Origin of the sequence: Massilia sp. UMI-21, assembly GCA_015277795.1 — a bacterium.
In the GTDB taxonomy this organism is placed as follows: Bacteria; Pseudomonadota; Gammaproteobacteria; order Burkholderiales; family Burkholderiaceae_D; genus Telluria.
Window position 1 is genome coordinate 1,308,765 of record CP063848.1, and the last position, 13,475, is coordinate 1,322,239.

At 66.5% G+C, this 13,475-nt stretch carries 12 protein-coding genes; all 12 read left to right on the forward strand.

The window, feature by feature from the left end:
* Position 1 precedes the first annotated feature (1 nt).
* The 12 genes from IM543_05845 (at position 2) to IM543_05900 (ending at position 13,450) form a co-directional block, all read left to right on the forward strand.
* The gene (locus IM543_05845; GenBank protein QOY95385.1) at positions 2–1,171 is read left to right on the forward strand and encodes a phospho-N-acetylmuramoyl-pentapeptide-transferase; all 1,170 of its coding nucleotides are present in this window, start codon (positions 2–4) and stop codon (positions 1,169–1,171) included.
* Positions 1,172–1,174: 3 nt separating this feature from the next.
* Positions 1,175–2,674: a UDP-N-acetylmuramoyl-L-alanine--D-glutamate ligase gene (locus IM543_05850; protein QOY95386.1), complete on the forward strand. Its 1,500-nt coding sequence runs from the start codon at positions 1,175–1,177 to the stop codon at positions 2,672–2,674.
* Positions 2,674–3,891 (forward strand): putative lipid II flippase FtsW, encoded by a 1,218-nt coding sequence (ftsW, locus tag IM543_05855; GenBank protein QOY95387.1) that lies wholly within the window; start codon positions 2,674–2,676, stop codon positions 3,889–3,891. Before IM543_05850 ends, ftsW begins: the two co-directional genes overlap by 1 nt.
* A complete protein-coding gene (gene murG / locus IM543_05860; protein QOY95388.1) occupies positions 3,888–4,961 on the forward strand; it encodes an undecaprenyldiphospho-muramoylpentapeptide beta-N-acetylglucosaminyltransferase in 1,074 nt (357 codons plus the stop codon). The genes ftsW and murG overlap by 4 nt, the downstream gene beginning before the upstream one ends.
* Positions 4,958–6,346, forward strand: coding sequence for a UDP-N-acetylmuramate--L-alanine ligase (locus tag IM543_05865; GenBank protein ID QOY95389.1), 1,389 nt, complete (start codon positions 4,958–4,960; stop codon positions 6,344–6,346). Before murG ends, IM543_05865 begins: the two co-directional genes overlap by 4 nt.
* Positions 6,333–7,325 (forward strand): D-alanine--D-alanine ligase, encoded by a 993-nt coding sequence (locus IM543_05870; protein ID QOY95390.1) that lies wholly within the window; start codon positions 6,333–6,335, stop codon positions 7,323–7,325. The genes IM543_05865 and IM543_05870 overlap by 14 nt, the downstream gene beginning before the upstream one ends.
* 6 nt (positions 7,326–7,331) lie before the next feature.
* Positions 7,332–8,156, forward strand: coding sequence for a cell division protein FtsQ/DivIB (locus IM543_05875; protein QOY95391.1), 825 nt, complete (start codon positions 7,332–7,334; stop codon positions 8,154–8,156).
* Positions 8,157–8,169: 13 nt separating this feature from the next.
* Entirely contained in the window at positions 8,170–9,402 is a 1,233-nt protein-coding gene (gene ftsA, locus IM543_05880; GenBank protein QOY95392.1) for a cell division protein FtsA, read from the forward strand.
* A 170-nt stretch (positions 9,403–9,572) separates the two neighbouring features.
* The gene (ftsZ, locus tag IM543_05885) at positions 9,573–10,763 is read left to right on the forward strand and encodes a cell division protein FtsZ (GenBank protein ID QOY95393.1); all 1,191 of its coding nucleotides are present in this window, start codon (positions 9,573–9,575) and stop codon (positions 10,761–10,763) included.
* Between the two features lie 211 nt (positions 10,764–10,974).
* Entirely contained in the window at positions 10,975–11,478 is a 504-nt protein-coding gene (locus tag IM543_05890; protein ID QOY95394.1) for a peroxiredoxin, read from the forward strand.
* A 121-nt stretch (positions 11,479–11,599) separates the two neighbouring features.
* On the forward strand, positions 11,600–12,442 hold the full coding sequence (locus IM543_05895) for a DMT family transporter (GenBank protein QOY96539.1): 843 nt from the start codon (positions 11,600–11,602) through the stop codon (positions 12,440–12,442).
* Between the two features lie 72 nt (positions 12,443–12,514).
* Positions 12,515–13,450, forward strand: a complete 936-nt coding sequence (locus tag IM543_05900; protein QOY95395.1) for a UDP-3-O-acyl-N-acetylglucosamine deacetylase — start codon at positions 12,515–12,517, stop codon at positions 13,448–13,450.
* Positions 13,451–13,475 lie beyond the last annotated feature (25 nt).

A 13,475-nucleotide genomic window follows, 5' to 3' on the forward strand; every position in this document is an offset into this window, starting at 1 on the left:
CATGCTTCTCTGGCTCGCCCAATACTTCCAGGACTACATCGGTCCGCTGCGTGTATTCAACTACATTACCTTCCGCGCGGTCTTCGCGACCATCACCGCGATCACCATTGGCCTGATCTGCGGTCCGGCCGTGATCCGCAAGCTGACCGCCCTGAAGGTCGGCCAGGCCGTGCGTACCTACGGTCCGCAGACCCACCTGGCCAAGCACGGCACCCCCACCATGGGCGGCGTGCTGGTCCTGATTGCGATCGGCGTCTCGACCCTGCTGTGGTGCGACCTGTCGAACCGCCTGATCTGGCCGGTGCTGGTCGTGACCATGGGCTTCGGCGCCGTCGGCTGGGTCGACGACTACCGCAAGGTGGTCTACAAGGACCCGGAAGGCATGCGTTCGGGCGAAAAGTATTTCTGGATGTCGCTGATCGGCATCGCCTCGGCCCTGTACCTGGCATTCTCGGTCTCGGCCGAGAATCCCTGGGAAGTGCTGCAGCTGTTCTACGCGTGGGTGCAGTCGGGCTTCTCGATGACCCTGCCGCCCAAGGCCGACCTGATCGTCCCGTTCTTCAAGTCGATCAGCTATCCGATGGGCGTGTGGGGCTTCATCGCGCTGACCTACTGCGTCATCGTCGGCTCGTCGAACGCGGTCAACTTCACCGACGGCCTCGACGGCCTGGCGATCATGCCGACCGTGATGGTCGGCGGCGCCCTCGGCCTGTTCGCCTACCTGACCGGCAGCGTGACCTTCTCGAAGTACCTGTTCATCCCCTACATCCCGGGCGCCGGCGAACTCCTGATCTTCTGCGGCGCGATGGCGGGCGCGGGCCTGGCCTTCCTCTGGTTCAATGCGCACCCCGCCCAGATGTTCATGGGCGACGTCGGCGCGCTGGCGCTGGGCGGCGCGCTCGGCACCATCGCCGTCATCGTGCGCCAGGAAATCGTCCTGTTCATCATGGGCGGCGTGTTCGTGGCCGAGACCCTGTCGGTGATCATCCAGGTGAGCTGGTTCAAGTACACCAAGAAGCGCTACGGCGCCGGGCGCCGCGTATTCCTGATGGCGCCGCTGCACCACCATTTCGAGCAAAAGGGTTGGAAGGAAACCAAGGTCGTGGTCCGCTTCTGGATCGTGACCATGATGCTGGTCCTGGTTGGCTTGTCTACCCTGAAGCTGCGCTAAGACATGAACTACGAAGGCAAATCCGCACTGGTGCTGGGCCTGGGTGAATCCGGGCTGGCGATGGCGCAATGGCTGGCACGTTGCGGCGCGCGCGTGCGCGTGGCCGACACGCGCACCGAGCCGCAGCGCCTATTCGCCCTGCGCCAGGCGGTGCCGAACGCCGACTTCACGGGTGGGGAGTTCGGCGAAGCCCTGCTCGACGGAATCGACTTCGTCGCGGTCAGTCCGGGCCTGGCGCCGGACCGTGAACTCGCGCACATCACTCCCGCGGCGCGCGCGCGCAACATCCCGGTGTGGGGCGAGATCGAACTGTTCGCGCAGGCGCTCGCGCACCTGCGCAAGGAAACCGGCTATGCGCCGAAAGTCATCGCCATCACCGGCACCAACGGCAAGACCACCGTCACCAGCCTGACCGGCCTGCTGTGCCGCCGCGCCGGATTGACGACGCGCGTGGCCGGCAACATCAGCCCGGCCGCGCTCGACGTGCTGCGCGAGTGCCTGGACAAAGAAGAGCTGCCGCAGGCCTGGGTGCTCGAACTGTCGAGCTTCCAGCTGCACACCACCTTCAGCCTGCAGGCCGATGCCGCCACCGTGCTGAACGTGACCCAGGACCACCTCGACTGGCACGGCGGCATGGACGCCTATGCGGCCGACAAGGCGCGCATTTTTGGTGCCGATACCGTGCGGGTGCTGAACCGCGACGACGCGATCGTGATGCGGATGAGCGCGGTGGACGCGCCGGTGTTCAGCTTCGGCACCGGCGAACCGCTCGATCCGAACAGCTTCGGCCTGGTCAGCGAACGCGGCGTGCTGTGGCTGGCCAATGCCGTGGCGCTCGACGACGAGCTGCCCAAAAAACGCAAGAAGGGCGAGCTTGCCCCGCCGCCGGAAGTCAGCGTCAGCCGCCTGATGCCGGCCGACGCCCTCAAGATCCGCGGCCTGCACAATGCCGCCAACGCGCTGGCCGCGCTGGCCCTGTGCCGCGCCTGCGGCCTGCCGCTGGCGCCGCTGCTGCACGGCCTGCGCGACTACGCGGGCGAGCCACACCGCGTGGAGCTGGTCGCCAGCATCGACGGCGTCGACTACTACGACGACAGCAAGGGCACCAATGTGGGCGCTACCGTGGCCGCGCTGGAAGGGCTCGGCAAAGCCTTCGCGGGCGAAGACCAGCAGATCCTCCTGATCGCCGGCGGCGACGGCAAGGGACAGGATTTCGCACCGCTCGCCGCACCAAGCTCGCGCTACGTGCGCGCCGTGCTGCTGATCGGCCGCGACGCCCCAAGCGTGCGCGCCGCGATCGAGCCGACCGGGGTGCCGGTGTTCGACCTCCCGGGCCTGCCGGAAGCGGTGCAGCGCGCCGCCGGCCTGGCGCGCCCGGGCGACGCGGTGCTGCTGTCGCCGGCCTGCGCCAGCCTCGACATGTTCACCAACTACGCGCACCGCGCGCAGGTGTTCGTCGCCGCCGTGCGCGACATCGCCCTCGACAAAGGACAGGAAATCTGATGCCGTTCCAGATCCCGTTCAAGTTCTCCGGATCGAGCAGCGACGCGAGCATAGCGGCGCGCAGCCGTCCGTCGAAGATGATGGACTACGACCAGCCGCTGGTCTGGGTCACCGTCCTGCTGATGATGTTCGGCCTGGTGATGGTGTATTCGGCCTCGATCGCGCTGCCGGACTCGCCCAAGTTCGCCTACCTGAACGACAAGAACGAATACTTCCTGTACCGCCAGATGATGTACATCGGCGTCTCGATGGCCGCCGCCGCCGTTGCCTTCCAGGTGCCGGTCGCGCTGTGGCAGAAGTGGGCGCCGATGATGTTCATCGGCACGCTGGTGCTGTTGATCATCGTGCTGATCCCCGGGATCGGCGTGTCGGTCAATGGCGCGCGCCGCTGGCTGCCGCTGAAGATCATGAACCTGCAGCCGTCCGAGATCATGAAGATCGCGGCGGTGCTGTACGCCGCCGACTTCACGGTGCGCAAGCAGGAATACATGCACAAGCTGACCAAGGGCTTCCTGCCGATGATGGTCGCGATCGGCCTGGTCGGCATGCTGCTGCTGCTCGAGCCGGACCTGGGCGCCTTCGGCGTGATCGTCTGCATCGCCATGGGCATCCTGTTCCTGGGCGGGATCAACATCGTCTGGTTCGGCGGCATCGGCGCGCTGCTGGTGCTGATCTTCAGCACGATCATCGCGCTCTCGCCCTTCCGCCGCGCCCGCATGTTCGCCTACCTCGACCCCTGGGAACAGGGCAACGCGCTGGACAAGGCCTACCAGCTGACCCACTCGCTGATCGCCTTCGGGCGCGGCGAAATCTTCGGCGTCGGCCTGGGCGGCAGCGTCGAGAAGCTGTTCTACCTGCCGGAAGCGCACACCGACTTCATCATGGCGGTGATCGGCGAGGAACTCGGCCTGGCCGGCGTGCTGGTCGCGATCGCGATGTTCTACTGGCTGGTGAAACGCGCCTTCGACATCGGCCGCCAGGCGATCGCCCTCGACCAGATCTTCGCCGGCCTGGCCGCGAAAGGCATCGGCATCTGGATCGGCACCCAGACCTTCATCAACATGGGCGTGAACCTTGGCCTGCTGCCGACCAAGGGCCTGACCCTGCCGCTCATGAGCTTCGGCGGTTCGGGCGTGCTGTTCAACTGCGTCGGCCTGGCGATCCTGCTGCGGATCGACTACGAGAACCGGGTGCGCATGCGCGGAGGCCGGACATGAAGAGGCTGATGATCATGGCGGCCGGCACCGGCGGCCACATCTTCCCCGGCATCGCGATCGCGCAGACCATGCGCGCGCGCGGCTGGGAAGTGTCGTGGCTGGGCACCGCGCACGGCATGGAAACCGAGCTGGTGCCGAAGGCAGGCATCCCGATGGACAGCATCGACTTCGCCGGCCTGCGCGGCAAGGGCATCGGGCACACCGTGAAAGGCGCGTTCAAGATGGCGGCCAGCTTCCTGGCCTGCCGCCGCTACCTTGCCCAGCGCAAGCCCGACGTGGTGCTGGGCATGGGCGGCTACGTGACGGTGCCGGGCGGGATGATGGCGCGCACCCGGGGCGTGCCGCTGGCGCTGGTGAATGCCGATGCCGCGCTGCTGCTGTCGAACAAGACCCTGGCCCCGATCGCCCAGCGCGTGCTGTTCGGCTTTCCGGCCGATTTCGGCAAGGCCGCCGGCAAGGCGGTGGTCACCGGCAACCCGGTGCGCCAGCAGATCCTCGACCTGCCGGCGCCCGCCGAACGTTTCGCCGGCCGCTCCGGCCCGCTGCGCGTGCTGGTGGTGGGCGGCAGCCTGGGCGCCAAGGTGCTCAACGACAGCGTGCCGGCGGCACTGGCGATGATCGACCCTGCGGCGCGTCCGATCGTGACCCACCAGTCGGGCAAGAAAAACATCGACGCGCTGCGCGCCGCCTATGCGCAAGCGGGCGTCGACGCCAATGTGGTCGATTTCATCGACGACATGGCCGCAAGCTATGCGAACGCCGACCTGGTGATCTGCCGCGCCGGCGCGATCACGGTGTCGGAGCTGACGGCGGCGGGCGTGGCCAGCGTGCTGGTGCCCTTTGTCGCCAGCACCACGGGCCACCAGCGCGACAACGCGATCTGGATGCATGAACAGAAAGCGGCCGTCCACCTGCCGCAGGGCGAACTGAATCCGCAGCGCTTGGCGAGCCTGCTGCAAACGACCACGCGCGAAGACTGCCTGGCGATGGCCAGGTCGGCGCACACCGTGGGCAAGCGCGACGCCAACGAGGCCATCGCGCGGGAACTGGAACAACTGGCGAACTTATGAAACACAAGATCAAGAATATCCATTTCGTCGGTATCGGCGGCAGCGGCATGAGCGGCATCGCCGAAGTGCTGCTCAACCTCGGCTACAAGGTGTCGGGTTCGGACCTGGCCAGCAATGCGGCCAGCCAGCGCCTGGCGGAACTGGGTGCGCGCGTCCACGTCGGCCATTCGAGCGAGCACGTGGTCGGCGCTGACGTGGTCGTGACCTCGACCGCCGTCAACGAAGCCAACCCGGAAGTGGTCGCTGCCCGTGCCGCCAAGGTGCCGGTGGTGCCGCGCGCGATCATGCTCGGCGAACTGATGCGCCTGAAGCGCGGCATCGCGATCGCCGGCACCCATGGCAAGACCACCACCACCAGCCTGGTGGCCTCGGTGCTGGCCCAGGGCGGCCTGGATCCGACCTTCGTCATCGGCGGGAAACTCACCGCGGCCGGCGCCAACGCCAAACTGGGCGCGGGCGACTACATCGTGGCCGAAGCCGACGAGTCGGATGCTTCCTTCCTGAACCTGTCGCCGATGATCGAGGTGATCACCAACATCGACGCCGACCACATGGAGACCTACGAGCACGACTTCGAGAAGCTCAAGGCCGCGTTCGTGAACTTCACCCACCGCCTGCCGTTCTACGGCCGCGCCATGCTGTGCATCGACGATCCGCACGTGCGCGCGATCCTGCCGCAGGTGACCAAGCCGGTGACGACCTACGGCTTCTCGGCGGAGGCCGAAGTACGCGCCTTCGATGCCCATGCCGTCGGGGTGCAGATGCATTTCACCGTGCGCCAGCAGGGCTACCCGGATACGAAGTTCGTGCTCAACCAGCCCGGCATGCACAACGTGCTCAACGCCTGCTCGGCAATCGCGATCGCGCGCGAGATCGGCCTCGACGACGAAGCGACCAACCTGGGCCTGCAGAATTTCAGCGGCGTCGGCCGCCGCTTCACCCGCTACGGCGAAGTCGGCCTGCCCGGCGGCGGCAGCTTCACCCTGGTGGACGACTTCGGCCACCATCCGGTCGAGCTTGACGTGACCCTGGCCGCCGCGCGCGCCGCCTATCCGGGGCGCCGCCTGGTGCTGGCTTTCCAGCCGCACCGCTACAGCCGCACGCGCGACCTGTTCGAGGACTTCGTCAAGGTGCTGGCCACGCCGGATGTGCTGCTGCTGGCCGACGTGTATCCGGCCGGCGAAGCGCCGATCGTGGCCGCCGACGGCCGCGCCCTGGCGCGCGCGCTGCGCACCGGCGGCACGCTGGAACCGATTTTCGTGGAGGCGATCGCCGACATGCCCGCCGCCATCCTGAAGGTGGCGCGCGACGGCGACGTCGTCCTCACCATGGGCGCCGGCTCGATCAGCGGCGTCCCGCACCAACTGACCAATGCAAAGGCTTGACGCTGTGAATACCCCGAACGCAACCACCTCTACCTTCGACCCGGCTTCCTTCGGCAAGGTCGGCGTGCTCTTCGGCGGTCGTTCCGCCGAGCGTGACGTATCGATCATGTCCGGCACCGGCGTGCTGAACGCCCTGAAGAGCCGCGGCGTCGACGCCCACGCCTTCGATCCCGGCACCCGGAGCCTGGCCGAACTGGCCGAGCAAGGCTTCGACCGCGTCTTCATCGCGCTGCACGGCCGCTACGGCGAAGACGGCAGCCTGCAGGGCGCGCTGGAACAACTCGGGATCCCGTACACCGGCAGCGGCGTGATGGCCTCGAGCGTCGGCATGGACAAGATCACCACCAAGAAGATCTGGAAGATGGACGAGATCCCGACCCCGGACTACATGACCATCGATCCGTCCACCGACCTCGACGAAGTCCTGGTGGCGCTCGGCCTGCCGCTGATCGTCAAGCCGCCGCTCGAAGGCTCGACCATCGGCATCACCAAGGTGAACAAGGCCGAGGAGCTCAAGGCCGCGGTCGACCTGGCCGCCGGTTTCGACGCCGTCGTGCTGGCCGAGGAATTCGTCACCGGCCGCGAGTTCACCGTGGCCGTGCTGGGCACCGGCAAGCACGCCCGGGCGCTGCCGATCGTCGAGATCGTGGCGCCGGAAGGCAACTACGACTACCAGAACAAGTACTTCACCGACGACACCCGCTATCACTGCCCGGCGCAGCTGGACCCGCACCTGGCCGAAGAGATCCAGCGCCACGCCGTGCATGCCTACCGCGCGCTCGGCTGCGAGGGCTGGGGCCGGGTCGACGTGCTGGTGCGCCAGGAAGACATGCGTCCCTTCCTGCTCGAGGTGAACACCTCGCCGGGCATGACCTCGCACTCGCTGGTGCCGATGGCGGCCCGTGCGGTGGGCATCGGCTACGAGGACCTGTGCCTGGAGATCCTGGCATCGGCGCGCCTGAAGATGGCAAAGGGATAACGACGCATGTGGCATGACGTCCGCGCCCTCAACGCCACCGCCAGCAGCCTGGTGGCGATGACCGTGCTCGCCTGTATCGGGTCCGGCGTGTGGTGGCTGTCGCAACGTCCCATGTTCTTGCTGCAGGCGGTGACGGTGGAGAGCATGTACGCGCTGCCGCTGCGCCACGTGAACGAACTCACGGTGCGCAACGGCGTGATCGGCAAGATCCGCGGAAACTTCTTCACCACCGACCTGGACCAGGTGCGCACGACCTTCGAGACCGTGCCCTGGGTGCGCCGCGCCACGGTGCGGCGCGAATGGCCGAACCAGCTGATCGTCGAGGTCGAAGAGCACGAGGCGCTCGGCACCTGGGGCGAGGATGGCCGGCTGCTGTCGGTCAAGGGCGACGTGTTTACCGCCAACCTGGCCGAGGCCGACGACGACCACGAACTGCCGGCCTTCGACGGCCCCAAGGGCAGCGAAAAGGAAGTGCTGGCCCGCTTCACCGAGCTGCGCTCGTGGTTCTCGCCGGTCGAGCTGGCGCCGCAGGCGCTGTCGCTGTCGGAGCGCTACGCCTGGACCGTGAAGCTGGACAACGGCATGAGCGTGGCGCTCGGCCGGGAGCAGAACAGGGACACGCTGAAAAAGCGCGTGCAGCGGCTGGTGGGCGTCTACCCGCAGCTGGTCGCGCGGCTGCAGGAAGGGCGCATCGACACCATCGACATGCGCTATCCGAACGGCCTGGCGCTGTCCTCGGCCGCGCTGGCGGTGCCGACCGACGCCACCAAGCCAGTCAAGCCGGCCAAGAAAAAACCGCATCAACCCAACAAAACAACCAAGCAAACATAAGCAGGCAACAGCAATGACAAAAGACGCGAAGAACCTGATCGTCGGCCTCGACATCGGCACCTCGAAGGTGGTGGCGGTGGTGGCCGAAGTGATGTCCGATGGACGCCACGAGGTGATCGGCCTCGGTCAGCACGAGTCGAAAGGATTGAAGAAAGGCGTGGTCGTGAACATCGAGGCCACCGTCGAGTCGATCCAGCGCGCGCTCGAGGAGGCGGAGCTGATGGCCGACTGCAAGATCCGCAATGTCTATGCTGGCATCGCCGGCAGCCATATCCGTTCGTTCAATTCGAGCGGCATGGTTGCGATCAAGGACAAGGAAGTCACCGCCACCGACGTGGCGCGCGTGATCGAGACCGCCAAGGCGGTCAACATCCCGACCGACCAGCAACTGCTGCACACCGTGCCCCAGGAATTCATCGTCGACAACCAGGAAGACGTGCGCGAGCCGATCGGCATGAGCGGCATTCGCCTGGAAGTGCGCGTGCACATCGTCACCGGTGCGGTGTCCGCGGTCCAGAATATTGTAAAGTGCGTGCGCCGATGCGGACTCGAGGTCTCGGACCTGATCCTGCAGCCGATGGCATCGGCCGACGCCGTATTGACCACCGACGAGAAGGAACTGGGCGTGGTCCTGATCGACATCGGCGGGGGCACCACCGACATCGCGGTGTTCTCGGACGGCGCGATCCGCCACACCGCCGTGCTGCCGATCGCGGGCGACCAGATCACCAGCGACATCGCGATGGCGCTGCGCACCCCGACCGGCGAAGCCGAGGACATCAAGATCCGCTACGGCGTGGCCAAGCAGGTGCTGGCCGATCCGGGCGAAACGCTCGAGGTGCCGGGACTGGGCGACCGCGGTCCGCGCGCGCTGTCGCGCCAGGCGCTGGCGGCGGTGATCGAGCCGCGCGTCGAAGAACTGTTCGCGATGGTGCACACGGTGGTGCGCGAGTCGGGCTACGAGGGCGTGCTCTCGTCGGGCATCGTACTTACCGGCGGCAGCTCGATCATGCCCGGCATGATCGAGATGGCCGAGGACATCTTCCTCAAACCGGCGCGCCTCGGCACGCCGGACTACCGCGGCCAGTTGGCCGACGTCGTGCGCAGCCCACGCTACGCCACGGTGCTCGGCCTGCTGCTGGAAGCGAAGAAGCAGTACCTGCGCGGTCACATCGTCACGCGTCAGGATGGTTCGGTGAAGGCAGTCTGGCAGCGCATGAAGGAATGGATAGCGGGGAATTTCTAAAGCAGGGCAGCAGGGTCGCATCAAGCACGAATTTTTTTAGTACGGCAGCAACAAATCGTCCACGGGTAAAGATTTTTTAAATACAATCGCTACTTCCGGTTTCAGGGCTCTGTCAGGGGCCTGGCACCAGTCCTGAAACGGAAACGGCATCTTGAATATTGGGAGTTCATATGGAGTTCGATATGGTCGATAACGCAGCACTGGGGACCGTGATCAAAGTTGTCGGCGTCGGCGGCGCAGGCGGCAATGCGGTTCAGCACATGATCAACAAGGGTGTGTCCGGTGTCGAGTTCATCGCCGCAAACACGGATGCGCAGGCGCTGGCGGTTTCGGGCGCCAACAACATCATCCAGATCGGCGAGTCCGGCCTGGGTGCGGGCATGCGTCCGGAAGTCGGCCGCCAGCTGGCCGAGCAGTCGCGCGCGCGCATCGAAGACGCGCTGCGCGGTGCGCACATGGTCTTCATCGCTGCCGGCATGGGCGGCGGCACCGGTACCGGCGCCGCACCGATCGTCGCCGAAGTGGCCAAATCGATGGGCGCGCTGACCGTTGCGGTGGTCTCCAAGCCGTTCTCCTACGAAGGCGACAAGTGCATGCAGGTCGCCGAATCGGGCCTGGAAGAACTGACCAAGCACGTCGACTCCCTGATCGTCATCCTGAACGAAAAACTGGAAGACATCTACGAAGACGAGTCGATGCTCGACTGGATGAAGCACGCCGACGACGTCCTGAACAACGCGGTCGCCGGTATCGCCGAGATCATCAACGTGCCGGGCCACATCAACGTCGACTTCAACGACGTCAAGACCATCATGAGCGAGCAGGGCAAGGCCATGATGGGTACCGCGACCGCCGCCGGCGTGGACCGCGCGCGCATCGCCGCCGAGCAGGCCGTGGCGTCGCCGCTGCTGGACGGCATCGACCTGTCGGGCGCCAAGGGCGTGCTGGTCAACGTGACCGCAAGCCGTAGCCTGAAGGGCAAGGAAATCAAGGAAGTCATGGCCGCCGTGCGCGCCTTCGCCGCACCGGACGCGTCGATCGCACAGGGCATCGCCTACGACGACGAGATGGGCGACGAGCTGCGCGTGACCGTGGTCGCGACCGGCCTGGGCAAGAACAAGAAGATGCAACTGGTGCAGCCGCAGCAGATGCTCAAGACCGGTACCTACAACGCGCCGGTGATGGCCGGTTCGTCGGCGGTGGCCGGCGGCATGACCATGGGCCACGGCGAGGTCGCGAGCGGCATGAAGCAGCCGGCCGTGTGGCGCCGCGAGCAGGCATCGGAACAGGTGCAGGCGATGCAACGCAACGGCGTCGAGACCTACGACATTCCGGCCTTCCTGCGCAAGCAGGCCGATTGAGCCGAACCGGGTCGGACGCCAAGGGGCCAGCGCAAGCTGGCCTTTTTCTTTTCGTACGGTGGGCGTTCGGCTAGTGCGAGCGTCATGGCAGACCTGCCGTGAGTCGAACGCGCGGGCGGCGCAGCCGCCCACCCTACGCAAGGCCCTTCTGCAGACTCGCCGGACATCGGCGATAATTGCCGGATTCTCAAAACCCAAAAAGGAACAGACCATGACCATCCAGATCGGCGATCGCCTGCCGGAAGGCACCCTGTCGGAATTCATCGAGACCGAATCGGCCGGCTGCTCGCTCGGCCCGAACACCTTCCAGGTCGCGGACCTCGTCAAGGGCAAGAAGATCGTCATCTTCGGCCTGCCGGGCGCCTTCACCCCGACCTGCTCGGCCCAGCACGTGCCGGGCTACGTCCAGAACGCCGAGGCGCTCAAGGCCAAGGGCGTGGACGAAATCTGGTGCATCTCGGTGAACGACGCCTTCGTCATGGGCGCCTGGGGCCGCGACCAGAAATCGACCGGCATCGTGCGCATGATGGCCGATGGTAACGGCGCCTTCTCGAAGGCCCTGGGCCTGGATGCCGACTTCTCGAAGCACGGCATGGGCACCCGCTCGCAGCGTTACTCGATGCTGGTCGAGGACGGCGTGGTCAGGCAGCTCAACGTCGAAACCGCCGGCTTCGAGGTCTCGGGCGCCGAGAAGATGCTGGAGCAGCTGGGCTGATCGGCCCGCGCATCGCCGGAACACCTGCAAACGGCGCCGCGGCGCCGTTTTTTCGTAGCATCAGCCTCGCCCCGCCATGTCCCTGACCCGTCCCACCAGTAAGCTCTACAGCATCTACGCCATGGTGCTGGCCGTCTTCATGTTCGCGCTGATGGACACGGTGATGAAGGCGCTGTCGCAGACCTACCCGGCGATCCAGGTGGCCGCGCTGCGCTCGCTCACCTCCTTGCCGCTGATCGTCCTGTATGTCGGCATCAAGGTCGGCTACGCCGACATCTTCCGCATTCGCTGGCCGCTGCACCTGCTGCGCGCGGTGCTGGGCATCGCGATGCTCAGCTTCTTCGCCTTCGGCATCCGCAAGCTGTCGCTGGCCGAGGCCTACACGATCTTCTTCATCGCGCCGGCGATCATCACCGCGCTGTCGGTCTGGTTCCTGAAAGAGCGCGTCGACCTGGCGCGCTGGATCGCCATCGGGGTCGGACTGTGCGGCGTGCTGGTGGTGCTGCGGCCCGACGGCGCCGGCTTCCTCACCATCGGCGGCCTGGCGGTGCTGGGCGCGGCGGCGATGTATGCGATCTCGGCGATCACGGTCGGCATCCTGGCCCGGACCGACCGCAGCGAGCACATGGTGTTCTGGCTGATGCTGATGATGTCGATCGGCGCGACGGCGCTGGCGGCGCCCGGCTGGGTCGCCATGAGGATGAGCGACCTGCCGCTGCTGGCGGGCCTGGCCCTGAGCGGCTTCATCGGCCAGCTGGCGATCACCGAGGCCTTCGCCAAGGGCGACGCCTCGAGCGTGGCGCCGTTCGAATACACGGCACTGGCCTGGGCGGTCGGCCTCGACTGGCTGCTGTGGCAAACCCTGCCGGACGGCTGGACGGTGCTGGGCGCGGCGATCATCATCGGCAGCGGCATGTATCTGATTCGCCACGAAAAAGTGCACGTGGAGTCGGACCATCCGTAGAACCGGCGCGATTCGGCGTGCGAGGCCGCCGGGCGTCTGCGCCGCCCGGAGCCCTGGGCTATAATCGTTTTCATGTTGAAACAAAGAACCATCAAGCAGGTCGTGCGCACCACCGGTGTGGGCGTCCACTCCGGCACCAAGGTCGAACTGACCCTGCGGCCGGCGCCGCCGGGTGCCGGCATCACCTTCCGCCGGGTCGACTACGATCCGATCGTCGCCATCCCGAGCGCGGCCGACGCGGTCGGCGAGACCCGCATGGCCACGGTCCTGATCCGCGACGGCGCGCGCGTCTCCACCGTCGAGCACCTGATGTCGGCCTGCGCCGGCTTAGGGATAGACAACCTCACCGTCGACGTGACCGCCGAAGAGATCCCGATCATGGACGGCTCGGCGGCGTCCTTCGTGTTCCTGCTGCAGCAGGCCGGCCTGGAAGAGCAGGACGCGCCGAAGCGCTTCATCCGCGTGCTGAAGGACGTCGAGATCCGCCACGGCAGCGGCAAGGACGAGAAGTGGGCGCGCCTGTCGCCCTACGACGGCTTCAAGCTCGACTTCTTCATCGAATTCAACCATCCGGCCGTGGACGGCACCATGCAGCGCGCCTCGGTCGATTTCGGCGACGTCTCCTACGTGCACGACGTGGCGCGGGCGCGCACCTTCGGCTTCATGCAGGACGTGGAAACCCTGCGCGGCCTGGGCCTGGCGCGCGGCGGTTCGCTCGAAAACGCGATCGTGATGGACGAGTACCGCATCCTGAATGCGGACGGCCTGCGCTACGAGGACGAATTCGTGCGCCACAAGATCCTGGACGCGATCGGCGACCTGTACATCGTCGGCCACCCGCTGCTGGCCGGCTACACGGCCCACAAGTCGGGTCACGCGCTCAACAACGAGCTGCTGCGCAAGCTGCTGGGCACGCCGGACGCCTTCGAGTGGGTCGAGTTCGATTCGCTGAGCGAGGCGCCGCCGTCCTACCTGCGCCAGATGACGCGGGAGTGGGCGCAGATGTGATGCGCCCGGGCCGATGCCGGCCGCC